Genomic DNA, 24987 nt, shown 5'->3' on the forward strand with positions numbered 1-24987 from the left:
TGTCTGCGCCATATTATTTCAAGTTAGCTCGAGAATCAGGCGACCGCGGTCCGGTTCAACCAAGCCCGCCACCCCCCGAACTCGGTGATGTCCTCGGCGCCGCGGAGCGCATGGCTTTCGCACAGAAAGCCCTTAACTTGACGGCCGTCGTCCAGAACGAGCGTGCCGATGCCGAGCGGCGACGGTATCAACGCCACGAAGGAGCCGAACGCAGCGTCATCCATTTCCCAGATCTCGACTTCTATCGCGCCGGGTCCGGTGCCTTCGAAAACGAGGCCCGGCTTTGGCGGGATCGTTCCGGGTAATGCATAGAGCCGGTACCCCTGAGCGGTGCGGGTTGTTTCGCGATAGATCGCGTCACGCTCGGTAAGCTGGGTATTGAGAGGCTGGCCCCGGAGATGCGCACCGACGACGGCAACCTCGACCGTTCGCTTCTTGACCGGGCGTGCCGCGACGTGCGCTGTGTCCGACAATACCGTTTGCGTTGCGCCAAGCTTCGCACCATCGAGCGCGCGGTGGATCGCGTCTCCCACAGCCGCGAGCTGTCCGTCAGCAAACGCGGTGCCGATCAGCGTCACACCAAACGGAATGCCATCCTCGCGGAAGCCAGCCGGGACGGCGAGTGCCGACAAGTCGAGCAGATTGACGAAATTCGTATAGGCGCCGAGGTTGGAATTGAGCCGAATGGGATCAGCCAGCATGTCGGCGATCTTGTAGGTCGTGCCGGCCGTCGGCAGCACCATCACGTCCATGCGCTTCCATTCAGCGTCCGCTGCGCGACGAAACTCCGCCAGACGATAGAAGCCCTCGAATGCCGAGAGAGCGGATTTGTTCTTCCCGCCGCGCATGATCGCGCCGACGACGGGATTGAAATCCTCATCGTTTAGATCGTCAGCCGCGAACAAACGCTCAGCAACCCATGGACCGTCATAGAGCATCGCGGCCGTGTCGCGAAAAGGCGCGAAATTGAATGGCGTGATCTCGGCGCCGAGCCCAGCGAGACGATCGATCGTGTGATGATAAAGCCTTTGATATTCGCTATCCTCGAAGAACGATAGCGGCGCATTGGGAATGCCAACTCTTAGCGGCCGCGCGAAATCCTCGACGGCAAACGGCGGCGCGTCCGCACACGCGTAGCAGTCGTCCTTGTCGAAAGCGACGGCTGCTTCTGCAACTTTTGCCGCGTCAGCAACAGTCAGAGCAAAAATCGAAACCGCGTCTTGGCTCTTGCACGCCGGAACGACGCCTCGTGTCGAGATGAGGCCCTTCGTCGGTTTCAAACCAACGATATTATTGAATGCCGCCGGGATACGACCCGAACCCGCGGTGTCCGTTCCAAGCGAAAATGAAACGAGGCCCGCGGCGACCACAACGGCCGATCCCGAACTCGATCCGCCGGAGATGTAGTCCGCATTGAACACATTCGTCGGAATGCCATAGGGCGAGCGCGTGCCGTTCAAGCCGGTCGCAAACTGGTCGAGGTTCGTCTTGCCGATCAGGATCGCGCCGGCCGCTTCGAGCAACTCGACGACGGTCGCCGAACGATCCGGAGTGTAGGCAAACGCAGGACAGGCACATGTCGTGGGCATTCCGCCGACGTCGATATTGTCTTTCACGGCAAACGGAATGCCGTAAAGCGGACCACGCGGAGCGCGGCGCACGCTATCGAGAACATCCGTCTTGTCGCGCAGTGCAATCCAGTCGGGCGCGACGCCCTTCTTGCCGATGCGCGCGAAGACCTCTTCGATGACGGCTTGCGGTGTGGTCTTTCCCTGCTCGTAGAGTGAGGTGAGATGTGCGATGTCGAGGGATAAGGTCACGCAGTCGCCTCCGCATATTCTTTTAGGATCACGAGTGCCTGACCGAGCGCCACGGGCCGGCCCTCGGCGCACCGTACCTCGTGAACAATACCGCTTTGCGGCGCCGTCACAGCCATCTCCATTTTCATCGACTCGACGATAATCAGCGTCTCGCCTTCGGCGACTTTGGCTCCCGGCTCGACGAGAATTTTCCAGACGCTACCTGGCACCGGACTCTCGACGGCGGTCGCTCCAGCGGGCAGCACTGCGCTCGCATCCTCGTCGCTGCCAACGTCCGATGTACTCGCTGCACCTTCCTGATCGACTTGCTGCCAACGCGCCCGCTCGGCCTCGAAGGCCGCTTGCTGACGCGACTTGAACGCGCTGATCGTCTCGGCATTCTCGCTGAGGAAGGCCTGATAGTCCTTAAGGCGAAACGTCGTCTCCTCGATTTTGACGGTCGCCTGTCCTTCGAGAAATCCGTCGCGAAACTCCAGCAGCGCTTCGCTAGAGACCGGATAAAAGCGGATTTGATCGAAGAAACGCAGGAGCCACGGCGAACCCTCTTTGAAAGCATCCGTCGTCCGGTAGGTGTTCCAGACTTGGCACGTCCGCCCGAATAGCTGATAGCCTCCAGGGCCTTCCATACCGTAGATGCACATGTAGGCGCCGCCGATGCCGACGACATTATCCGGTGTCCACGTGCGCGCCGGATTGTACTTCGTCGTGACGAGCCGGTGACGCGGATCGACCGGCGTCGCGACCGGTGCGCCGAGATAAACGTCCCCAAGTCCAAGGACGAGATACGTCGCGTCAAATACGATCCGCAGCACATCTTCGATCGAATCGAGACCGTTGATGCGCCGGATGAACTCGATATTCGATGGGCACCACGGTGCATCGGGCCGGACGCCCTGCATGTATTTGTCGATTGTCTTCTGCACCGCCGCGTCATTCCACGAGAGCGGCAGATGTACGATGCGCGACGGAACCTCGATGTCGCTCAAATCCCCGAGCGTATCTTCGATCTGCGAGAGCTCTGCGAGCAAATCTTCGAGAGGCAGCGCCGAGCTGTCGTAATGCACCTGGAGCGAGCGAATGCCGGGTGTCAGATCGACGATGCCGTGAAGCTTCCGCTTCTCGAGCGCGGCCATCAACGCGTGCGCGCGGAAACGCAAGGTGAAATCGAGGATGATCGGCCCGTATTCGACCAGCATGTAGGCATCGCCCGCGCGCCGGTAGACCACGCGCGGCTTGTCACCCGATGCCTCGCGACCGCCGACCACGCAATCATCCACTCCCCACTTCGCATGCGGAAACGACGGCGCGGCTATGGATTGCAGTGTCGCGATTTCCGCATTCTGCTTGGCGAGCCGCGCCGCGGCCTCCGCAGGCGAGAGACGCTTGAAGCGAATTCTGTCGCCGGGACGAAGCTGGCCCATCTTCCAGAGTTCGGCCTGCACGATGGTCGCCGGACACACGAAGCCGCCGAGCGACGGACCATCGGGACCGAGAATAACCGGCATATCGCCGGTGAAATCGATCGTGCCGATGGCGTAGGCGTTGTCGTGAATGTTGCTCGGATGAAGCCCGGCTTCGCCGCCGTCGGTGCGTGCCCAGACCGGCTTCGGTCCGATCAAGCGAATGCCGGTCGGGTTCGAATTGTAATGAACCTCCCAATCGCTCGCGAAGAACGTATCGATGTATTCAGGCGCGAAGAAATCCGGCGCGCCGTGCGGACCGTAAAGAACGCCGATCTCCCACGTATGAACGAGGCGAGGCTTGAGTTCCACAGGAAGCCGCGCAGAGGGGAAGCTCGTCGCGTCCTTTCCGATATGGAGGACATCGCCGGTCATCAGAACGCGACCGCCGTGGCCGCCGAACTTGCCGAGCGTGAATGTCGATTTGCTTCCGAGATAGGAGGGAACGTCGATCCCACCGCGCACGGCGATGTAGGCGCGGACACCCGGTCCTTTAACGCCGCCGATCTTCAGAACCTGCCCGGCTTTTACCTGAATGGCCTGCCAGTAGTTGGCAGGCGCGCCGTCGAGTGTTGCCGTCAGTTCGGCGCCGGCGAGGCAAATCACGGCGTCGGTGTTGAACTTGAGCGTCGGTCCTGCAAGCGTCGTCTCGATCCCGGCAGCGCCTTCCTCGTTGCCGACGATGCGATTGGCCAGGCGAAACGACAGAGCATCCATCGGTCCGGATGGCGGCACGCCGACTGCCCAATAGCCGACGCGTCCCGGCCAATCTTGAATCGTCGTCTGCATACCGGGCGACAGCACTTCGATCGTGTCCGCCTTATATGCGAATGTCTGCAGCGTCCGCGTCAGCATTTCGCCATTCGCAAACACGCTCGCGCCTGCAAGCTGGCGAAGATAATCGAGATTGGTTTCGAGGCCGCCGATACGCGTTTCATCCAGTGCTGACTTAAGCCGCGCGAGAGCGTGTTCGCGTGACGAGCCCTTGACAATGATCTTCGCGATCATCGGATCGTAAAACGGCGATACCTCCGATCCGCTTTGCACCCAGGTCTCAATGCGCGCGCCAGATGGCCAAGAAACCTCCGTCAAGCGGCCGGAGCTTGGCCGGAAATCACGCGCTGGGTCTTCCGCATAAAGCCGGACTTGAATCGCTGCGCCGCTTGGCGAGATCTTGGACTGATCGAGTGGCGGCAGTTCTCCCGCGGCCTGCCGCACCATCCATTCCACGAGATCGGCGCCGACAACCTCCTCGGTGACACCGTGCTCCACCTGAAGCCGCGTATTGACCTCGAGAAAGTAGAACTCGTTCGTCTCGGCATCGTAGAGATATTCGACCGTGCCAGCGCTCTCGTAGTTGACCGATTGCCCGAGACGCCGCGCCGTTTCCCAAAGCGCCGCGCGCGTCTTCTCGGGAAGATTGGGAGCAGGAGTCTCCTCGATGACTTTCTGATTGCGGCGCTGTGCCGAGCAATCACGCTCACCGAGCGAAACGACGTTGCCTTGGCCGTCACCGAAAATCTGCACTTCGATATGCCGGCCGCGCGCGACGTACTTCTCGATGAAGATACCGGCGTCCTTGAAGTTGTTGCGTGCTAGGCGCTCCACACGCTCAAACATCGGCGCGATTTCATCCGCGGAAGAGACGAGCTGCAACCCGATGCCGCCGCCGCCCGCCGTGCTCTTAATCATTACCGGGTAGCCGATACGCTGGGCTTCGCTCTTCGCGTGCTCCACATCCCTGATGAGGCCCGAGCCCGGCGCAAGCGGTACGTTCGCTTCCAGCGCAAGTTCGCGCGCCTTGTGCTTCAACCCGAAAGCGCGCATGTGCTTTGCCTTCGGACCGATGAACACGATGCCGGCCGCTTCGCACGCCTCCGCAAAATCCGGATTTTCCGACAGGAACCCATAGCCCGGATGGATGGCCTCGGCGCCGGTCTCCTTCGCGGCGTCCAGGATCGCGTCGAACTTGAGATAACTCTCGGCCGCTGGCGATGGGCCGATGGCAACGGCTTCGCCCGCCTGCATGACATGCATCGAATGGCGGTCGGCCTCGGAATGGACCGCGACGCTCGCAATTCCCATGCGGTCGAGCGTTCTGATGATGCGGCAGGCGATGGCGCCGCGGTTGGCAATCAGGACTTTGCTGAACATTGGCGTCAGACCCCCTTGGCCCAGATGAGAGCTTCGATCGGCGTGGGGTTGTAGGCGTTGCAAGGATTGTTGAGCTGCGGACAGTTCGAGATCAGAACGATGACGTTCATGTGCGCAGTCATCTCGACGTATTTCCCAGGCGCTGAGAGGCCATCCTCGAACGTCAGTCCGCCGTCAGGCGTAACAGGCACGTTCATGAAGAAGTTGATGTTGTGCCCGATGTCCCGCTTCGAGAGTCCGTATTGCTCATTCTCGGCGATCGCGAGCAGGTAGCTGTCGCGGCACGCGTGCATCGACTTCTTCTCGAGCGCGTAGCGAACCGTGTTGCTTTCCGTCGCGCAGGCTCCGCCGAGCGTGTCGTGGCGGCCGACCGTGTCGGCAGTGATCGTCAGCATCGGACGGCAGACATCGGAGAGAAGCACCGACCCCGCCGTCAGATAAATGTTGCCCTGTTCGCGAATGGTGTCGGAAGCCGAGTAGCGTTCGCCGGGATCGTCGGCGTTGAAGAACAACGTGTCGGCCGCCTGATTGCCCTCGAGATCGAGAAGGCGCAGCGTCTGGCCTTTTTGAACGACATGCATCCAATAATTTCCGGCCGGAATGACACGGCGATAAATCGCGTCGGCTTCGCGGAGGGTGCTTTCCCTGATCATTGATGCACATCTCCACAGCAGCCCGCGAGGAAGATGCGGTTGTTCTCGAAGCCGCGCGCGTTCTCAGGCGCGGAAAGCCGGGCCGGGTCGTCAGGCGGAGCAGGCGGGCCTTCGAAGATTTCGAACTGCGCCGGTTTCCTCGGGTAGGTGTTCGCGAGGTTCAAGGGATGCGGACACGTGTGAAAGAGCACGAGGGTATCGATCTCAAAACGCAACTCGACCTGCGCTCCCGCCTTGGCAGCCGAAGTGTCGAGCGACATCGCGCCATCGGAGGCGACGGCGATCTTGCTGAACCAGTTGACGTTCGCCGCAAGGTCGCGTCGGGTCAGCCCATATTTGGCCCCCTCAACGAGAAAGCTGTCATGGCCATTCTGCTGCCAGTCGTTGCGGGCTGCCTGATAGCTCTTTTCACCCCACTTTCGCGTGATGATCGCCTTTGTCGTATTGCCGGAAACCGTATCGTGCCAGCCGAAGCTGTCCGACACGATCGAGCAAAAGATACGGCCCATATCGGAATAGAGACAATGACCCGCCGTCAGTTTGAATGTGTGCTGACATTTGAGCGTGTCGGGCGCGTTGTAGCGCTCGAGCAAATTCTGCGGATTGTAAAACAGCATGCCGATGTTGGCGCCGCCCTCGACATCGGTCAGTCGCAGGCGGGTGTTTCGGCGCATGAGCAGCGACCAGTGCTTACCCCCGGGTAGCGTATCGCTGTAGATCAGGTTCCCCATTTGTAACTCCCCACGCGAGAAGCGTCCCTTGGAGACGCGGCTTGCGCGTTAGTCCGGGCCGTCCCGGGTTGGTGAGTGCCCGCCGAGGGTCGTCCCTCGTGGGAAGTCAGATGGCCTAAGAACGTGGAGCGGAATGCCCGTGACGCGTGAGAACACCGGGGCTTCCAGCAACTTTCTTCGGCCAGATCTCGATATCCTTGGTTATCGTCGCGCCCGGAGGCGGAGTGGGAATGTCAGCCGATAGCCGGGCGCCATACCGCTCGAGTTCTTCCGGCCGGTTGCGAGGCCGCTCGAAGGCAATGATGCGCGTAGCGAGTTCGAAGGCTTCACTCAGGTCGTGCGTGACCATCACGACCGTGAGGGACGATTCATTCCAGATGCGCCGCATGAGGACGTGAATGTCCGAACGAATGCCGGGATCGAGCGCGCCGAAAGGTTCATCGAGCAGCAGCACCTTGGGCCGCCGCATCAACGCTTGCGCCAACGCGAGCCGCTGTTGCATGCCGCCCGAAAGCGCCGACGGATATTTCTTTTCCTGACCCGCAAGTCCGACGGCCGACAGAAGCTCGCGTGCTTCTTCTTCGGCTTGCTTTCGCGCCCGCCCGAACAAGCGGCCGAAAGCTCCCGCCTTTTCGAACTCGCGTCCGATGATGACGTTGCCGAGAACGGTCAAATGCGGAAACACGGAATAGCGCTGAAAGACGACCCCCCGATCCGCGTCCGGTTCTGGTTTGAGGGGAACGCCTTCGACCAGGATGCTGCCCCGCGTCGGCCGCTCTTCGCCAAGCAGCATTCGGAGAAACGTCGTCTTGCCACATCCCGAAGGCCCGACGAGCGCCACGAACGACCGCTCGGCGATTTCGAGATTAATCTGCTCGAGCACGACGTGATCGCCGTACTCCTTCCAGACTTTGTCGAAGACGATGGCGTTCATGCTGTCCTCGCTTCGGCAAACCAGGGAAACGCTTTGCCCTGGAGAAGCTTGAGGGCGAAATCCATCACGAAGGCCAACAGGGTGATCCACACGACATAAGGCAGGATGACATCCATCGAGAGATAGCGGCGAACGAGGAAGATGCGGTAGCCGAGACCGGAATCAGCAGCGATCGCCTCGGCGGCAATCAGAAACAGCCATGCCGGACCGATTTCGAGCCTCACGGAATCGATCAGTCGCGGCAGAATTTGCGGCAGCACGACACGCAACGCGATCTGTGGCGTCGACGCGCCGAGCGTTTGCGCTTTGATGAGCTGCTCGCGCGGAATGTCTCCAACCCGAAGTGCAATGTCGCGAATGAGTTTGAGGGACGTGCCGACGACGATCAGTGTGATCTTCGAAGCTTCGCCAAGCCCCATGACGATGAAGAGGATGGGAAGCAACGCGAGCGGGGGCACCATCGATAACACTGACACGACGGGCCCGAGTGTCGCCCCCATGACCGGCAGCAATCCGATAACGATGCCGAGAACGAGGGCAAACGCCGTCGAAATCGTGAGGCCGATGATAAGGCGCGAAAGGCTCGCTGATGTATCGTCCCACAGCAGATAACCGCCCGTGCGCGGATCGGGCTTCAGTGCGTAGGCGTCGATCGCTTCGCCCATCTTGGCAAACGACGGAAGAAGCTTGTCGTTCGGATTTTCGGTAAGTCGGATATCGGACGCGATGACGTAGGTGAGTAGGAGCAACGCGAAAGGCAGGAAGGCGAGCGCAAGGCGCCAAGTCTTGTCCGGCCGGTAATTGATAGCGCGCATGCAGTCGCCTTCCTTCAGTGCTTTACGAGATGCGTCGCTCAGAGCTTTCCGTCTGCCGCCTCTTTCATGAACGTCGCGTCGTATCGGAACTTGACGTTGGATTTTTCGCCGAAGACCGATTTGTCCGGGAACTCGACGCCGATTGCGCCTTCGGATTTCGCGTCTTTGCCGAGAAGCGATTTCTCGAACAGGAACTTCGAAACGCGTTCCGTCGTCGTCTTCAGATCTTTGCTGGTGGCAAACGCTACGGCGTCCTTTGGATCGGCGAAGAGCTTCGTCGTCGCGAGCTGTTCATCGAAGCCTTTGAGATCCGTACCGGAAGCCTTGGCCATTGCTTCCTTAGACTTCGTGCCGTCCTTCAACGTCGCCAGCGTCTCGTACCAGATGCCGACGAGCGCCTTCGCGAACTTCGGATTGTCCTTGAGCACGCCCGTATTGACGACCATGAGGTCGATGATCTCGCCCGGAATCTGCGAGCTGTCGAAGACCTTCTTGGCGTCCGGAGATTCAAGGATCGTCGAAACGATCGGCTTCCACGTCACGACGGACGTGACGTCAGGGGTCTTGTAAGCCGCCGCCATATCGGCGTCGGACGTATTGACGACTTTGAGATCCTTCTCCGCCAGGCCGATGCTTTCGAGACCGCGTGCGAGCAGGTAGTGCGATACCGAGAACTCGACGAGGTTGACCTTCTGGCCCTTGATATCCGCAAGCTTGTCTTTGTTCTTCAGAATGACGGCGTCGTTGCCGTTCGAGAAGTCGCCGACGATCACGGCCGTTGTGTCGACGCCGCCGGCTGCGGGAATGGAGAGGGCGTCCATGTTCGTCACGGTCACCGCATCGAACGAACCGGCTGTATATTGGTTGATGGATTCAACGTAGTCGTTGAACTGTTTGACTTCGATGTTGATGCCGTACTTGTCGGCCCACTTCTTCACGATGCCGGAATCGGCAGCATAGCCCCAGGGCATCCAGCCGACGTAAATCGACCAGGCAACCTTGAAGTCCTTCTTCTCGGCCGCGTGTGCAGGCGACAGGGCGAACCCTGTCACGGCCGCGAGGCCGATCGCAGCTTTCACAATTTGCTTGACGGAATAGCGCATCGCCAACCCCTGTCCTTGTGCTGACCACCAGTCTCGGCCGCAAGGAGCTTCAGATCAGGAGCGGAAGACCTCGAATGAGCGCGGTTGAAGCGCGCGGAGGGAGGCCTGTCCGTTCGAGCGCCGAGGCATCTCGCGGTGTAGGTCTCCCGGGCTTTTATCCCGCCGTGGCTCCGCCGCGCGTCACGCGAGGCGGGAGAGCCTCTCTCGGACCTGTCGCTTGTGAAGCCGGAACCCTAGAGGCGTTATGCACGATGCTTTGCATGTGCCGTGCCAAGCGTTTTTCGCTTTAAAAGACGGGGATTTTTTCAGTCGTGAGCACCTGCGCTGCCAGCCGCTTGTGCTGAACGCCTAGTCCCTAGGCACTTGCGGCCGAGATGCGAGGAGTCCGCGCAGCATGCCGACGACGCGCAACGCCGGACCTTTTCCACCGCATTGAATGCTGATGCGTGCGCCTTCGAAAAGAAGAAAGACTTCATCGGCGAGCAAGTCGGGATTGCGATAACGCGCAGCCCGGAAAAGCCCGACGAGCCGGTCGTGCTTTCGCTGTTTATAGGCTTCGATGACAGCGCGGGCAGGATGCGCGGCATCGAGTTCGACTGCGGCATTTGCCAACGCGCAACCGCGTTCGAGCTTGTTCGTCAACACGTCTTCGACGTAGTCGACCCAGGCGGCGACTTGCTTTTGAGGGCTATCGACATTCTCTGCAAGGATGCGGTGAAGTACGTCATCGCCTTCGCTGGCGAGTTGTTGAACGTAGGCGACGATCAGATCGTCTTTCGATCTGAAGTGCCGGTAGAGTGTCATTTTATTGGTGAGGGCGGTCTCCGCGATCGTCTCGACGCCGACAGCATGGACGCCATGACGATAAAAGAGCTCGCGGGCCGCGAGCAAAATTCGCTCCCGTGGCGACTTCGATGCAGGCGAATCCTCTGCGACCGCTACCAATTCGACCGCGCTGCGCAAATCTTTCTCCCGCGCAGTGCTCATGCGCCCTTGACGAGAATGTTACCGATCGGTAGCACTCTATGTTACCGGTCGGTAAGGCTAACATGACTCTGTCAACCCTGTCATTCGGTACTTGCGGCTTCTCGCGCGGTTGAGCGTGAGGCCAGAAAAATTTACGCGGGGCGCGAATGCAGTCTGACGCGTGAGGGAACAAAGTGGGGTCCCGGCAAGTGCAGACCATCAAACTTTATAATAGGACGGAGATAGAACCCGTGTTCGAGCGGTCCGCATCAATCGCTGCAATTTTGCTGGCTTTATCAGTGGGTCTTTCCGCATGCAGCGAAGAGAAATCCGCCGCTCAAGCTGCGCCGCCGCCAGCCCCGCAAGTCACCGTCGCGAAGCCGACGAAGAAAGTCATCTCAGACTACGACGAATACGTCGGACGGTTTGTTGCTCTCGACTTTGTTGAGGTGCGCGCCCGCGTTTCCGGGTACCTCGACAAGATCCACTTCACCGATGGCCAATTGGTCAAAGTCGGCGATCCGCTGTTTACGATTGACCGCCGTCCCTTCCAGGCAGCGGTGGACCAGGCGAAAGCGTCCATCGCTCAAGCGCAGGCCAACGTCGCCTTCGCGGAGTCTGATTTGGAGCGCGGCGAAAGTCTTGTTCGTGGCACCACGATCACCCAACAATCGCTTGATCAGCGCCTACAGGCGAAGCGCGTCGCCGAAGCCAATTTGACCGCCCAGGAGGCCTCATCCCGGCAGAGCGCGCTCGATTTGGAATTCACTGAACTTACCGCGCCGATAGCAGGCCGCATCGGCGATCGGCGTGTGTCGGTCGGAAACCTCGTCACGGGAGGGACTTCCGGAAACACGACACTGCTCGCGACGATCGTCTCGGTCGATCCGATCCGCTTCGAGTTCACGATGGATGAGGCTTCCTACCTTCGCTATCTCAAGGCAGCTTCATCGAAGGGGACCGACAGCTCAGGTCGAGGCGTCGGCATGTCCGCTCAGCTGAAGCTGATCGATGAAAAGGATTTCGTCCACGAAGGCCATATCGACTTCGTCGACAACGCCATCGACAAGTCCTCAGGCACGATCCGCGGCCGCGCCGTTTTCAAAAATCCCGACGGACGTCTCACGCCCGGCATGTTCGGCCGCATCAGAATTATCGCTTCCGAACCAGCTGAAGCGCTGCTTGTGCCGGACGCTGCAGTCGGTACCGAGCAGGTCAGAAAGTTCGTCTACGCCGTCGACGGCGACAACGTCGCGAAGCCGAAGTACGTCACGCTCGGGCCGTTGGTTGATGGTCTGCGCGTCATCACGGCCGGCCTCTCGCCCGACGACACCGTCATTGTGAACGGCCTGATGCGCATTAGACCCGGCGCGAAAGTCACGCCGCAGCAGGCATCTGCGGACGCTACCAATCCCAAGGACCAGTCAGTCCGGACCAACTGAGAACGGCCCGCCCAAATGCGTATTTCGCACTTCTTTATCGACCGCCCCATCTTTGCGGCCGTTATCTCCATCGTGCTCGTCATCATCGGCTTGGTATCCGTTACCCGCCTGCCGATCGCGCAGTATCCGGAAATCGCGCCGCCGGTGGTGAACGTCACGGGGCAGTACCCCGGTGCCAGCGCCGAAGTCGTCGCTGCGACGGTCGCAACACCGCTCGAGCAGCAGATCAACGGCGTCGAGCACATGCTCTTCATATCGTCGAACTCGACGAATGACGGCCGCTTCTCGATCTCGGTCACCTTCGATATCGGCACCAACCTCGATATCGCGCAGGTTCAGGTTCAGAACCGCGTGGCCATTGCGCAGCCGAGGCTGCCCGCAGACGTGCGCAATATCGGCGTCACGGTCGCGAAAGCATCGCCCGACCTCATGATGGTCGTGCATTTGCTGTCGCCCGACAACTCGCGCGACACGCTCTTCATTTCTAACTACGCGAGCGTGAACATCGTCGATGCGCTCACTCGCGTGCAGGGCGTCGGCTCGATCACCGTTTTCGGCGGCCGCGATTACTCGATGCGCGTCTGGCTGGATCCCGACCGCCTTCAATCGCTGGCGCTGACCGCAAGCGACGTCGTGACGGCGCTGCAGGGACAGAACGTCCAGGTGGCGGCCGGCGTGCTCAATCAGCCGCCGCTTGAAAAGCCCGGTGCGTTCCAGATTACAGTGCAGACCCAAGGGCGACTGATAGATCCGAACGAGTTCGGAAATATCGTCGTCAAGCAAACCGGCAACGCCGTCGTCCGCGTGAAGGACGTGGCGAGAGTCGAGCTGGCGGCTCTTGATTACGGCATCAACTCATACCTCGATAAGCAGGCCGCTGTCGGTCTCGGCATCTTCCAGCTGCCCGGTTCGAACGCCATCGACACCGCCAAGAATATCAAAAACGCCATGGCGGAGATGGCGAAGAGCTTCCCGCCGGGGCTCGAATATACCATCGTATACAACCCGACCGACTTCATTCAGCAGTCGGTCGACGCCGTTGTTCACACCATCCTCGAAGCCGTGGTTCTGGTGGTGTTCGTTGTTCTGCTCTTCCTGCAGACGTGGCGCGCGGCGATCATCCCGATCGTGGCGATCCCCGTTTCGCTCGTAGGCACTTTCTTTCTGATGCAGATGTTCGGCTTCTCGCTGAACAACTTGTCGCTCTTCGGCCTCGTGCTCGCGATCGGCATCGTCGTCGACGACGCGATCGTGGTCGTCGAGAACGTCGAACGCAACATGGCCAACGGCCTTAGTCCCAGAGAGGCCTCCTACCGAACCATGGAGGAGGTAGGTACGGCGCTCATCGCCATCGCGCTCGTTTTGAGTGCGGTGTTCGTTCCGTCGGCATTCATCACCGGCATTTCAGGGCAGTTTTATCGCCAGTTCGCGCTGACGATCGCCGGCGCGACGGTGATTTCGCTGATCGTCTCATTGACCCTGTCGCCTGCGCTTTGCGCCATGCTTCTGAAGCCGCATTCGGCCGGACATCGCCACAGTCCGCTGACGTGGCCCATCCGCGCCTTCTTCAAGCTGTTCAACTGGAGCTTCGATCGCCTTTCTCACGGCTATGGCTGGCTGGCTGGTCGTGCCGTCCGCTTTTCCGTACTGATGCTGGTGCTTTACGCGGGGCTCATTGCCTACGGCTTGAATGAATTCCGCAAAACCCCGGTCGGCTTCATTCCCGACCAGGACGGCGGCTACCTGATCACCATCACGCAGCTTCCCCCGGCGGCTTCGTTGGCTCGGACCAATGAAGTCAATAAGCGCGTCGTCGAACTTGCGCTCACCGTTCCCGGCGTCGCTCACGCCGTCAATATCGTCGGCTTCTCGGGAGCAACGCGCGTCAACGCCTCGAACGCAGGCGCGGTTTTTGTCACGCTGAAGCCATTCGAAGAGCGCGCCAAAGATCCGAACCAGTCGGCGAAGGTCATTCAAGGTACGCTGCTGAAGAAATTCTCCGAAATCCAGGAAGCGCTGGTGCTCGTTGTGGCGCCACCCCCGGTTCGCGGTCTTGGTAGCTCGGGCGGCTTCCGCATGATGGTCGAGGACCGATCGGGCGCTGGCTCGGCGGCATTGCAGGCGGCCGTCAACGCGATGATGGGCAAGGCGGCCCAGACGACGGGCGTTAGACAGGTGTACTCGCTCTTCGAAACGTCGACGCCTCAGCTCTATCTCGACATCGATCGCGTCAAGGCGCAGATGCTCGGCATCCGCATTCCGGACGTGTTCACTGCGCTACAAACATACCTCGGCTCGATCTACGTCAACGACTTCAACCTGCTCGGCCGGACCTTCCGTGTCACCGCGCAGTCCGACGCCGACTACCGCCTGACGGCGAAAGATGCGCTGAGCATTCGCGTGCGCAATTCAGAAGGCGATGCCGTTCCGCTTGGATCGTTCACGACCGTGAGCGACATTTCGGGACCGTCACGCGTTCCCCGCTACAATCTTTACCCGGCCGCCGAACTCGATGGTTCAGCTGCGCCAGGGTTCTCGCAGGGGCAGGCCATTGATATCATGCAGAAGCTGGCGGCCGAGACGCTCCCGCCCGGCTTCAGCTACGAATGGACGGATCTCGCCTTCCAGCAGATTCGCGCGGGCAACACGGCCATCTTCGCTTTCGCTCTGGGCGTCGCCTTCGTGTTCCTCGTCCTTGCCGCACAGTTCGAAAGCCTGACGCTGCCTTTGGCAGTCATTCTGATCGTCCCGATGAGTCTCATCGCGTCGATCAGTGGCGTCATCCTTCGGGGTATGGACAACAACATCCTGACCCAGGTCGGCTTCATTGTTCTCATAGGCCTCGCGGCAAAGAACGCCATTCTGATCGTCGAATTTGCGGAGCAACTCGAAGCTCAGGGACGCACCCGGTTCGAAGCCGCGACCGAAGCCGCACGACTCAGAATGCGGCCGATCATCATGACATCGCTCGCGTTTATTCTGGGCGTGGTGCCGCTGGTGTGGGCCGTCGGCGCCGGTGCCGAACTTCGGCAGGCGCTCGGAACAGCTGTCTTCTCAGGCATGCTTGGCGTGACGTTCTTCGGTCTGATCTTCACGCCGGTCTTCTATGTGGTCTGCCGCTGGCTGTCCGACCTCGGCCGCCGCAGATCGCAGGACCCATCTCACGAGCCGCCGCTCCAAGCTGCGGAATAGACCCCGCCGTTTTTAGGTTCGCGCAAGCCTCGCACATGACGCCGGAGTCAGAACAGACTCCGGCGTTTTTCATTGGCTGATGCGAATCAGGACTGCGACATGAATCGAAGAGATCGACGGCTTGCCCTTGCGACGTCTCGGTCAGCACCAGCACCTCAGCGCGTAGCCAATCCCGAAGTCATGCGGGATTATCAGCAGGCAGTCGAGTTCCTCAAAAACGGCCGCTTGGCGGAATCGGAAGTCGCCCACCGTCGCGTTCTCGCGCGCATCCCATCTCACGCACCGAGCCTGCACCATCTGGGCCTTATCGCGTACAAGCGGCAGGAAACGGCCAACGCAATCGAATACATCAGGCAAAGCGTTGCGGCTCAGCCGGATTACCACGAAGCCTGGCTCAATCTCGCGATCATGCTAGGCGAGATGCGTCGTTCCGAAGAGGCGATCGCCGCCTGCCGCGAATGCCTTGCATTGCAGCCGCGAAACTCGGAAGTCCACACGGTCTTGGGCAACCTGCTGACTGTCGCCGAGAACGAATCCGAGGCGATGACGGCCTATATCAAGTCGCTCGAGCTGAAGCCGGATCAGCCGTCCGTCTTGACTCGCCTCGGCGCCTTGATGCTGAAGACCGGCCAGACCGAAGCGGCGGCCGCGCGCTGCCGCCTGGCGCTCGATCTCGACCCCAGTCTGGAGGAAGCCCGCGTCCTTGAACGCCGGATAGCGGCATCGTCCCGTCCCATCGCGTCAATCGTGGCTGAGATCGAGTCTCAATCGAAAAGCGACGATGAGCGCGCCAAGCGGCTGGATGAGCTGGCCATCTATCTTCGCCAGGACCGGCGCTACGACGAGGCGATAGAACTTTGCCGCCGCGCCGTCACAGTAAAACCGAATAACGCCGACTATCACTTCAACCTTGCCCTTGCACTTGAGGCCCGTGGCCATCTCGAGGATGCCCTCGCGAGTTACCAGGCCGGCCTCGCGATCGACCCGGACCGCGCCGAAGCGTACACCGGGGTCGGCGGGGTGCTCCGCGCCCTGAAGATGGAAGCGGGTGCCGTTCAGGCGCTCGAGCATGCGATCAAGCTCGACCCGACTTCTCCGCACGCGTATTACAATCTGGCGATCACGCACAAAATGTGTGAGCGGTACGAGGAGGCGGATGCCGCCTTCCGAAAATGCCTCGAATGTGCGCCGGAAGCATTCGTCAACCGGTTCGAGTATTTGAATCTCCTCCATTTTCAGTGTGATTGGTATGGCGTCGACGAAGAGGGGCGTTATTGCCTCGAAAACTTCCGAACGAAGCCGATGCATATCGCGCCGTTCCCGCTGATTTCTCTGTGGTCCACGCGAGAAGACCAATTGAACGCGGCCCGAAACTACATCAAGCCGATCGCCGTTCCGCCGCAGCTGCAGTTCAAGACCTATCAGAATAGTCTCGGGACCGGCCGGCGAATTCGGCTCGGCTTCCTCTCCTGCGATTTCTTCGAGCACGCGACCGCCATGCTGTTCGCCGAAGTCTTGGAAAAGCTGGACCACGGCCGCTTCGAGATCTTCGGATACTGCTTCAGCCCGGACGATGGCAGCTCGATGCGCCAGCGCATGCTGAAGGCATTTGAGCACGTCAGAAAAATTGGCGAGATGACGAGCCGTGATGTCGCCGCCGCGATCAATGCGGATGCGATCGATGTCCTCGTCGACCTCAAGGGATATACAAAAGACGCACGCCCGGAAATCCTCAGCTATCGCCCGGCGCCGATCCAAGTGAACTACCTGGGTTATCCTGGAACGATGGGAGCCGACTTCATCGATTACATTTTGGCGGATGCCGTGGTGGCGCCGATGGAGCACCAACCCGACTATTCCGAGAAAATCGTCCATCTTCCGAACACCTATCAGCCGAACGACCGGCAACGGAAAATCTCGGATGAACCCGTAACGCGCGCCGATTGCGGATTGCCGGAAAACGCCTTCGTATTCTGTTCGTTCAATAACAGCTACAAACTCAACCCGACGATTTTCGACGTCTGGATGCACCTTCTAAAAAAGGTGCCAGGGTCTGTGCTGTGGCTGCTCGTCCCGAACGAGACCTGCGCCAACAATTTGAGGCGAGAGGCGGCTGCGCGCGGAATCGATCCGAGCCGCCTCGTGTTTGCCAAACGCATGCCCATTCCAAAACATCTTGCGCGGCAGCGCCTCGCCGATCTTTTCTTGGATGCGCTTCCTTGCAACGCGCACACGACAACAAGCGACGCTCTTTGGGTAGGGCTTCCGGTTCTGACATGTCTCGGCGAAACGTTTTCCGGCCGGGTGGCGGCCAGTCTCCTGACCGCCATGGGCGTGCCGGAACTGATCACCACCGACCTCGATGCCTATACTGCTCTTGCGCTGGAACTCGCGCGGGACAAGGACAAGCTCGATCGGATCCGCCGTAAGCTCGTATCGATGAGAGACACCGCGCCGATATTCGACTCCACGCGCTACACACGCAACCTCGAAGCATCGTTTGAGAAGATGGTGGAAATCATGAGAGCCGGCGAAGCACCAAAAGCTTTTGCTGTCGTCGAGCGCGAAAGCACCCCGGCACCGGCGCAAGTTGCGACGCCGAAGAGCCAAGGTCCCCGGGCAATTTATGAAGCCTGCCCGCTCTGCGAAAACCGCGAGATATCGCACGAGCAAGAGGCACGGATAACCAATCACCCCTCCTACAACTTGATACTTCCCACGATGCTGAAGTGGTGTCGTTGCACATCGTGCGCGCACGTCTTCACCGAAGGTTATCTCACACCGGAAGGCCACGAGATCGTCTACCCGGCCGGGAAGGCTGAACAGAAAGTCGGGAAGGACGCTGAAAATCAGCGCAAGTTATCCGCGAAAATCGTGGGACGAGTGGCCCGGCACGTGCCGCAAGGCGACTGGCTCGACATCGGGTTTGGCAACGCTTCACTTCTTTTCACCGCAGCGGAGTGGGGTTTCTCTCCGGTCGGCGTCGATGAAAATGCCGAACGCGTCACGAAACTGAAAAAATTCGGATACGAGGCTCACCGCGATCTCGAGGCGCTCGCCGCCGAGGATCGTTTCAGTGTTGTCAGTATGATCGACGTCTTGGATCGCACGCCTTATCCCGCGGCGATGCTCGGTGCAGTCAATCGTACGATGAAGCGGGGAGGGGCGCTCTTCATTTCATCACTCAACCGCGACACCATCGTCTGGAGAGCGCTGGACGCGACGGGCACTAACCCGTATTGGGCCGAACTCGAGCACTATCATCATTTCACGCGTGCCCGGCTTGTACAGTTGCTCGAGGCTCAAGGCTTCGCATTCGCGGAGTACGACATTGGCGATCGCCACCGTAGCTCCATGGAACTCATCGCCTTGAAAGTCTGACGTGACAGCGCCGCAGCCTTCACGTGAGCCCGGCTACTGACACAGCGAACGCTTTTGCTGACGCGCTTTCATATCGAGATGGAAATGGTCATGATGCGCGTCGTTGGTGTCCGGGCCAAGCACTGTGCCGAAAATCTCGCAGGCATCATCGTGCGCTTGATGAAGAAACGATGACAGGGCCAGTTTCGCGGCGGCTTCCTTCTCGGCTTCCTCCGATTTTGGCTTCTCGTCGCCGTGCTTCGCAACATCGTTGGCGCCTAGCTTTGAAGCTGAGACAAGAAATTTTCCGCCTTTGACCTTGCTGACCGTCGGCGTTTCGTTGGCCTTCTCTGCCGCTCGTTTCAGTTGCGCGGTCGTTGGGCCCCATCCTCGGGAAATTCGAATCACCTTTCCATCGGCGAGAACGAACCCTGTGACATCGACGGCATCCATCAACGCATGCTCGCTAAGCGGCGCACGTGAAAGGCCATAGCGATTCCGGCACGAGTAGGATTCCGCGATGACGCGTACGATGGGTGAACCGAAGCTTTGCTTGGCAGCTGGTTGCAGCTTGTCGGTAATCCATGTTGCAAGCCCGGCGATCATCGTGCAATTGAGCGTAGCAGGCGGATCTAATTTCACCTTGCTTTCGCTCGCGCCGACACTTCTAAGCTCACGCGGCGCAGGTGCCCCGCAAATTCCCTCGCGAGCCGGTGGAAGTTCCTCCGTTATGACGGGGACGTTCGCAAGGAGCCGCGAGCACTCTGCCTTCGCGTCGGCGATTTCAGCATCCGTCCACGGCAATGCCGCCTGCTTCGAAGGCGGGAGTGGCTTGGCATCCGGAGCACCCGGCTCTGCATTTGTATCCGCCGGCTGCGCTGGCAATAACGGCGCGGGCATATCCACCAGCGGCAAGGTCGGTACCTTGCTATCGGCGGTCTTTGCTGGCGGTGGTTCATCTTCGGTCGCGGAAGGCGGTCGGTCGGCTTCAGCAGTGATCACGGGGGCAACTTCCGGCGCTACGGCCCCGACCTCTGATCGCGCACGCAACTCAGTCTCCGATGGAGACGTGACGCGGCCCGCGCGAATTATATAGAAGCTGTTTGGCTCAAGCAGCGGGAGCAATAAAAGGCCGAGAAAAACGGCGCGGGTGAGAATGACGGAATAGCGAACGGCAAGGCTATGCGCCCTGGCTACGGCCTTGGATCGAAGCGCCATGGCACGGGCTAACAATTCCTGTTGCGCGCTCAAGACGGACCCTACAAGCTGCTTACCCTTACAATGCGCCCCGGCGCACGACGTGTAACAGTATAGACCTTGAATTTGACCAGAGATGGTCTCGTAGCAAAAAAAGCAAACTGGCGGCCTGAAGGTTCCCCGGCCACTATTTTAGCTGCAAGTTCGTTCAGATTTCGTCAACGCGCTGAGATTGGACTTCTTGTATTCGCGTGGTGTCATGCCGGTCATCGCCTTGAAGAGGCGGCCGAAATGGGAGACGTCCCCGAAGCCCCATGAGTACGCGATGTCGCTGATCTGACGATGCGCCTGCGCCGGATCTGCAAGTGCCGCCTGGCATTTCTCTATGCGCTGGCTGAACAATAGCCTTTGCAGGGACGTTTGCTCCGCATCGAGCAATTGATTGGCATACCGAACAGAAATGCCGGCCGCCGCCGCGAGCTCTTCACACGTTACGGTGCTGTTCGTCAGGTTGGAATCGACCACCGCCTTGAGACGCAGCAACGACGCGAGCCGCGCCGACGAGTGCGTAAACGCGACGCCCTCCATTTCTTTCACCGCCAAAGCGACGAGATCGAGGAACTGCCGCGCAATCTCCGCCTGTGATTGCCCGCTTATGAAGGAAATCTGGTCGGGAAGAAGTCTCGCGAATGCAGAGGCCAGCGCGCCGCCGCCTTGCTTGCCGTCGACACGCCGCGCCGTCCACCGGCCGAGCGGACCGAGGCGCGCCTCGCACTCGCGCCGCGAAAATTCAACGACGAGGCAACGGGCATGCGGCGATTGAATGAACGTCGATGCTCGTCCGGCATCGCTGAGGCAGATGTCTCCGGTTCCGAGTTCCGCCTCGCGACCGTCCTGCCGAAGCTTTACTGTGCCCGCGAGGGGCATGATGATATGGACGAGATCGCCAAAGAGGTTGGCCTGCCGTTCCGTGCGCCACGCGCGCATGCCGTTGCAGCGGAAGACAATGAGCGACATGCCGGGGAGAGGGAGATAGCGCAAATCCCCTTCGAAACTGGCCCGTTGATCTGGGCGGTTTTCGTAAGGTCCCAAAACCCGGCGGCTGGACTCGAACCAATATTGGAATCGATCCCGCGGGTGTACGTCGGATGTGTGGATGGAATACTCGGCCAAGCCGTTCGATGACGGATGTGCCCAGTCTAACTGCGTGCGTAACATAGCCCTCGTCCCCTACCATTCTGAATGATAGGTGGCAATGGCGACACGTCAATTGCAAAAGCCTAGAAGGCCGCCAACAATCTATGATTGATGTCGGCGGCCTTTGTATTGGCAAGCAAACTTCGCAGATTACGCAGATGCGCCGGATTGCTCGTCGTCAACGTGTGCAGAGAGGATCGTCTTGAGGGTCGAGACGAACTTTGTCGCTTCCGCCGCGGAAACCGACGCAAGAAGTTTCTTTTCTACGCGCGAGTAAAGACGGTCGGCGCCGGAAACGGCCTTTTGGCCGCGCTTCGACAGACGGACGCAATAGGCGCGGCCATCGAGAGGCGAGCGCTTGCGTTCCAGAAGTCCCTTGCGCAGAAGACGGCTGACAATGCCAGCGACGGTGGAGCGGTCGATCCCGGTTATCGAGACAAGATCGGTCTGGCTCAGGTTTTCTTGACGCGAGATCGCGGTGAGGATCGCGAGCTGACGGAGCGTGAGGTCGTTGTCGGCGCTTTCGGTCGAATAAAGCTGAGCAGCGCACTGATCAACGCGTCGCAGGAGGTGGATAACGGAGCGCTGGGGGTTCGTGGACGTCGATTGACTCATTGAAGATTTTTTCCTTGATTTTCGTAAGCGCGTGACTTGTTCCGCACGCAAATACTCCGTGAAGAAAACAGCTTTCAGTAGCTGGCGTCTCTACTCGTGGGGGGATGAAAGTCGGATGTGCGGGAGATAAGATCAAAAACGCGTCAAACGATCACGGTCGGGAGTGCCCCCTATTCTCCGTCCGAGACTAAGTACCCGCGGCGATTTGATGCCGACTTGAATCGGCAGTGCGCGTCCTGCTCGGAGCAGAGAGGCCACATAGGCAAACATTCATAGCCCTCCGGTTTTGCTCTGATGCTACCGTGGATGATATGGGGACATCATAATCGCGGCTCTCGGACCTCATTGTGCGGGTGCAGCGTAGGGGACTGAGGAGGGGGCTTTGGCCACGATCATTGCGGTGCATGGCACGTTTGCTGCCCCGACGGCTGCAGATCCGAACGGCGCGCCGCCGACCGAATGGCAATGGTGGGAAAAGGGCAGCATCTTCGAAAGGGAGATGCATGAGCTCATCGACCCACGCGACGGGGAGCTGAACTTCGTGCCCTTTCCTTGGGCAGGGGACAACAGCGAAACCGAGCGGCGCGAGGCCGGCGAACGCCTCACCAAGGTCATGCACGAACTCGAGGCCAAGAGCGAGCCTTACTGCATCGTTGGCCATAGCCACGGCGGATCCATTCTTTCAGATGCCCTGCTCGAAAGCGCCGCACGCAAAAGACCGCTTGCGAATCTGAAGCGCTGGATCACGGTTGGCACACCTTTCCTGAAGCTCCGCAAAGAGCTCTGGCTTCTGACGAGACTGAGCTTGATGCGCAAGGTCATCTTCGTCGCGTCGATGATGCTGCTGCTGATGTTCATCGTCTACGTGCTGGCGAGCCAGCTCGGCAACGAGCAAACGCTCTTCGGAAATACCTTTCCGCGCGTATGGATCGCGACGGGCGTCCTCGCCAGCCTGCCCGCGCTGACGTTCTATATAGTGTTGCACTGGCTCGATAGCCGCAGCTTGCTCAGCTACCATTCTCGAATAACGAGACGCGCGAAAAACAACTTCGGGTCGCGCTGGCTGCCGTTGTCTCATCCCGAAGACGAAGCCATTCAGGGTCTCGCGTTGTTGCCTGATGCTCGGCTTGAATTCTTCGACAAATCTTTCGCCGTCTCCTCGATCACGCTGCTATCGGTGATCACGCTGCCGCTGATTTACTTTGCCATCCTGCTGTCACCTCCCGCGATGGTCGGCTTAGCGGAATGGCTTAAGACGGAAATCTACGACGCGAATGCGTCACCTGAAGCCGAAGCGGCTTTGACCGCACTGCGCAGTCAGCTCATCGTCGCGCGCAAGGGCGACGGCGAAGAGGTAAGGACGGAAAGCGGCGCGCCAGTACAACCGCCGCAAGATCGCAAGGCGGCCTGGCAGCAGTATCGCGAAAAGCGCGAGGCGCTCGAGGCGCAATATCCCAACCTCGACGCCATCGAGCGGGGCATGCGCTTTAAGAGACGCTTCTTCGAATCCAAGGGGCAGCCGTGCGAGAGCGGCACGTTATGCGGCGCCGGACATGACCTCTCGATCAATAGCGGCCTGCTGCTTCATGTCGTGACCGATGAGCTTTCCTGGGCTCTGGGAGCCGCCGATTTGCAGGATCGTCAGAAGCGGTGGTTCTGGTCGCTGTTTGTTCCCGCGATCATCGTGCCGGCGATCTTGGGAGTCCTGGCGCTTCTCCTGATGGTCGTAATTCAAGCCTTCGCGACTTTCATTAGCGCCATCGCCAGCAAATTTTTGAACAGCATCACCAATGCCGAGGTCAAGCGTGCCGCCTACGGCAACGACACAGAAGGCGAGGTCGCCATAGGCGCTTTGGATCGTCCAATGTGGCTTGAGAAATCGCTTCCCCGCCTTCCGGGGGCGGTCGCCGACATTATTACCGACTACAGCAACGAGGCGGCGAGCCTCTCGATCGCCAAGTTTCGTAAGGCCATCGGCCAGATCAGGTTTGCGGTTCCGTCCCATACGGCGGATACGGCAATCAGCACGTACTTCACATGGAAAGAACTTGTGCACGCGTCGTATTTCGACGTTCCGGAATTTCGCAAGCTCATCGCACAGGCCATCAGTCGTTCGGAAGGTTTTGCGCCGAGCGAACGCTTCATCGCCGATCCCGACTTCGAGCGAACGGCCGAATGGCTGAATGAAATCGAGAACGCCCCGGGCACGACCGATGAGCCGGCGGACCGAGAGCCTGGCCCCATAGACGCCAAAGCCGTCGCAGCCGTCGTCGGCTCGACGGTCAAGGCAACGCCATAGGGATCTGGCTCACCAGCGAACGGTCTGGCCCTGATAGTTGAGATATCTGAGGCCGGGCTTTCCCGATTGAGCTGTGATCACATCCACCACGCGCGGGATGCTTTCCTTGATGTCGAGCGCGGCGTGCGGACCACCCATGTCGGTGCGCACCCAACCCGGCGCGATGATCAGGAGCGAACGGCCGTCTTTCCGGTGCCGGGCCGCATAGCTGCGCATCAGCGTGTTGAGAGCGGCCTTGCTACCGCGATAGATCTCCCATCCGCCATGCTCGTTATCCGCCACGCTGCCAAGCCCGGATGACATCACGCCGATCGTTCCCGCCGGTGTCACGAGATCGCCGAAGGTCTCGATGACCCGCATCGGGCTGAGCGTATTCGTGACCATCAGGCGGATGAACTCTTCGGTCGAAACATCTCCGATCGTCTCATCCGGATCGTTGGCAACGCCGGCATTCACAAACAGCAAGTCGAAAACTTGGCCCGAAAGCCGCTTGCGCAGAGCCGCCACTTGATCCTGCTGGACGATGTCGACGGTTTCGATCTCGAGTGCCGCACCAACTTTGTCCTTGAGGTCATGAAGTCCGGTTCGGCCATTACCACGAACGGTGCCGACGACATCCCACCCGCGCGAGAGATATTCTGCGACGAGAGCAAGGCCAAGGCCCCGCGACGCTCCGACGATGAGGGCCTTGGGACTTCCGTTGGACATCATTGTTCCCTTCAAGAATACTGCACATCATGTCCGGCGGAGCGCTAGGTTCGCTGACGCCCCAGATTAACCCAATTGGCGGCGATGTTGCCTGCTTTCAAGCATTCGTAACGCATTGCGCGCCTCGTCAACTCGCACTATTCCGGGGCAAGGTCTCGCGCACGCTTGCGGCAGACAATCGGCAAGCTTCTGACACCCTCTGAAAGCAGGAACCGTTTGCAATTTCAACCACATAGATTTTGCATTGCACCCATGATGGATTGGACGGCGCTCTGAAAAAACAAAAGCCCGGCAATGGGTTAAGCCGGGCTTCATTCGTCATGTAATACTTATGTGGTCAC

The 24987-nt window shown here is 59.7% G+C and carries 16 protein-coding genes and 1 riboswitch; of the genes, 4 read left to right on the top strand and 12 right to left on the bottom strand.

All coding sequences use genetic code 11. From position 1 onward, the window contains the following. Window positions 1-35: 35 nt before the first annotated feature. From atzF to G359_RS10450, 8 genes are all read right to left on the bottom strand, one after another. A complete protein-coding gene (atzF, locus tag G359_RS10415) occupies window positions 36-1820 on the bottom strand; it encodes an allophanate hydrolase (protein WP_045836073.1) in 1785 nt (594 codons plus the stop codon). Then, window positions 1817-5434, bottom strand: a complete 3618-nt coding sequence (gene uca, locus G359_RS10420) for an urea carboxylase (protein WP_045836074.1) — start codon at window positions 5432-5434, stop codon at window positions 1817-1819. Before uca ends, atzF begins: the two co-directional genes overlap by 4 nt. 5 nt (window positions 5435-5439) lie before the next feature. After that, window positions 5440-6087, bottom strand: coding sequence for an urea amidolyase associated protein UAAP2 (locus G359_RS10425; protein WP_045836075.1), 648 nt, complete (start codon window positions 6085-6087; stop codon window positions 5440-5442). Beyond that, window positions 6084-6818, bottom strand: a complete 735-nt coding sequence (locus G359_RS10430; RefSeq protein ID WP_045836076.1) for an urea amidolyase associated protein UAAP1 — start codon at window positions 6816-6818, stop codon at window positions 6084-6086. The genes G359_RS10425 and G359_RS10430 overlap by 4 nt, the downstream gene beginning before the upstream one ends. 115 nt (window positions 6819-6933) lie before the next feature. Further along, on the bottom strand, window positions 6934-7752 hold the full coding sequence (locus G359_RS10435) for an ABC transporter ATP-binding protein (RefSeq protein ID WP_045836077.1): 819 nt from the start codon (window positions 7750-7752) through the stop codon (window positions 6934-6936). Beyond that, window positions 7749-8567: an ABC transporter permease gene (locus tag G359_RS10440; RefSeq protein ID WP_045836078.1), complete on the bottom strand. Its 819-nt coding sequence runs from the start codon at window positions 8565-8567 to the stop codon at window positions 7749-7751. Before G359_RS10440 ends, G359_RS10435 begins: the two co-directional genes overlap by 4 nt. Before the next feature lie 38 nt (window positions 8568-8605). Beyond that, window positions 8606-9670 carry a putative urea ABC transporter substrate-binding protein gene (locus G359_RS10445; RefSeq protein WP_082073083.1) on the bottom strand — a complete coding sequence of 355 codons (1065 nt, stop codon included), beginning with the start codon at window positions 9668-9670 and terminating at the stop codon, window positions 8606-8608. Window positions 9671-9811: 141 nt separating this feature from the next. Further along, a riboswitch (guanidine-I (ykkC/yxkD leader) is annotated at window positions 9812-9918 on the bottom strand. 100 nt (window positions 9919-10018) lie between these two features. Further along, complete coding sequence (locus tag G359_RS10450; RefSeq protein ID WP_052699294.1) at window positions 10019-10657, bottom strand: TetR/AcrR family transcriptional regulator; 639 nt, start codon at window positions 10655-10657, stop codon at window positions 10019-10021. Window positions 10658-10887: 230 nt separating this feature from the next. On the opposite strand from G359_RS10450, the gene G359_RS10455 reads away from it, so the two are divergent. The 3 genes from G359_RS10455 to G359_RS10465 all read left to right on the top strand — a co-directional run bounded on the left by G359_RS10455 (window position 10888) and on the right by G359_RS10465 (window position 18651). Further along, entirely contained in the window at window positions 10888-12078 is a 1191-nt protein-coding gene (locus G359_RS10455) for an efflux RND transporter periplasmic adaptor subunit (protein WP_045836079.1), read from the top strand. Between the two features lie 15 nt (window positions 12079-12093). Further along, complete coding sequence (locus G359_RS10460; protein ID WP_045836080.1) at window positions 12094-15270, top strand: efflux RND transporter permease subunit; 3177 nt, start codon at window positions 12094-12096, stop codon at window positions 15268-15270. Window positions 15271-15369: 99 nt separating this feature from the next. After that, window positions 15370-18651 carry an O-linked N-acetylglucosamine transferase family protein gene (locus G359_RS10465; protein WP_045836081.1) on the top strand — a complete coding sequence of 1094 codons (3282 nt, stop codon included), beginning with the start codon at window positions 15370-15372 and terminating at the stop codon, window positions 18649-18651. 33 nt (window positions 18652-18684) lie between these two features. On the opposite strand, the gene G359_RS10470 is transcribed toward G359_RS10465, so the two are convergent. The 3 genes from G359_RS10470 to G359_RS10480 form a co-directional block, all read right to left on the bottom strand. Beyond that, window positions 18685-19848, bottom strand: coding sequence for an extensin-like domain-containing protein (locus G359_RS10470; RefSeq protein ID WP_052699295.1), 1164 nt, complete (start codon window positions 19846-19848; stop codon window positions 18685-18687). Between the two features lie 171 nt (window positions 19849-20019). Continuing rightward, a complete protein-coding gene (locus G359_RS10475) occupies window positions 20020-21045 on the bottom strand; it encodes an AraC-like ligand-binding domain-containing protein (protein WP_045836083.1) in 1026 nt (341 codons plus the stop codon). 129 nt (window positions 21046-21174) lie between these two features. Beyond that, window positions 21175-21639, bottom strand: a complete 465-nt coding sequence (locus G359_RS10480) for a MarR family winged helix-turn-helix transcriptional regulator (RefSeq protein WP_045836084.1) — start codon at window positions 21637-21639, stop codon at window positions 21175-21177. A gap of 382 nt (window positions 21640-22021) precedes the next feature. On the opposite strand from G359_RS10480, the gene G359_RS10485 reads away from it, so the two are divergent. Beyond that, window positions 22022-23938, top strand: a complete 1917-nt coding sequence (locus G359_RS10485) for a hypothetical protein (RefSeq protein WP_045836085.1) — start codon at window positions 22022-22024, stop codon at window positions 23936-23938. Between the two features lie 9 nt (window positions 23939-23947). On the opposite strand, the gene G359_RS10490 is transcribed toward G359_RS10485, so the two are convergent. Continuing rightward, window positions 23948-24649, bottom strand: a complete 702-nt coding sequence (locus G359_RS10490) for an SDR family NAD(P)-dependent oxidoreductase (RefSeq protein WP_245279984.1) — start codon at window positions 24647-24649, stop codon at window positions 23948-23950. Between the last annotated feature and the right edge of the window lie 338 nt (window positions 24650-24987).

The sequence above is a fragment of the Hyphomicrobium sp. 99 genome (assembly GCF_000384335.2).
Taxonomy (GTDB): domain Bacteria; phylum Pseudomonadota; class Alphaproteobacteria; order Rhizobiales; family Hyphomicrobiaceae; genus Hyphomicrobium_B.

What these genes read in the sequence shown, in the direction of transcription:
- uca (WP_045836074.1), bottom strand. Translation starts at nt 5,434, where the DNA reads ATGTTCAGCAAAGTCCTGATTGCCAACCGCGGCGCCATCGCCTGCCGC.
- G359_RS10425 (WP_045836075.1), bottom strand. Translation starts at nt 6,087, where the DNA reads ATGATCAGGGAAAGCACCCTCCGCGAAGCCGACGCGATTTATCGCCGT.
- G359_RS10430 (WP_045836076.1), bottom strand. Translation starts at nt 6,818, where the DNA reads ATGGGGAACCTGATCTACAGCGATACGCTACCCGGGGGTAAGCACTGG.
- G359_RS10435 (WP_045836077.1), bottom strand. Translation starts at nt 7,752, where the DNA reads ATGAACGCCATCGTCTTCGACAAAGTCTGGAAGGAGTACGGCGATCAC.
- G359_RS10440 (WP_045836078.1), bottom strand. Translation starts at nt 8,567, where the DNA reads ATGCGCGCTATCAATTACCGGCCGGACAAGACTTGGCGCCTTGCGCTC.
- G359_RS10445 (WP_082073083.1), bottom strand. Translation starts at nt 9,670, where the DNA reads ATGCGCTATTCCGTCAAGCAAATTGTGAAAGCTGCGATCGGCCTCGCG.
- G359_RS10450 (WP_052699294.1), bottom strand. Translation starts at nt 10,657, where the DNA reads ATGAGCACTGCGCGGGAGAAAGATTTGCGCAGCGCGGTCGAATTGGTA.
- G359_RS10460 (WP_045836080.1), top strand. Translation starts at nt 12,094, where the DNA reads ATGCGTATTTCGCACTTCTTTATCGACCGCCCCATCTTTGCGGCCGTT.
- G359_RS10465 (WP_045836081.1), top strand. Translation starts at nt 15,370, where the DNA reads ATGAATCGAAGAGATCGACGGCTTGCCCTTGCGACGTCTCGGTCAGCA.
- G359_RS10470 (WP_052699295.1), bottom strand. Translation starts at nt 19,848, where the DNA reads ATGGCGCTTCGATCCAAGGCCGTAGCCAGGGCGCATAGCCTTGCCGTT.
- G359_RS10475 (WP_045836083.1), bottom strand. Translation starts at nt 21,045, where the DNA reads ATGTTACGCACGCAGTTAGACTGGGCACATCCGTCATCGAACGGCTTG.
- G359_RS10480 (WP_045836084.1), bottom strand. Translation starts at nt 21,639, where the DNA reads ATGAGTCAATCGACGTCCACGAACCCCCAGCGCTCCGTTATCCACCTC.
- G359_RS10490 (WP_245279984.1), bottom strand. Translation starts at nt 24,649, where the DNA reads ATGATGTCCAACGGAAGTCCCAAGGCCCTCATCGTCGGAGCGTCGCGG.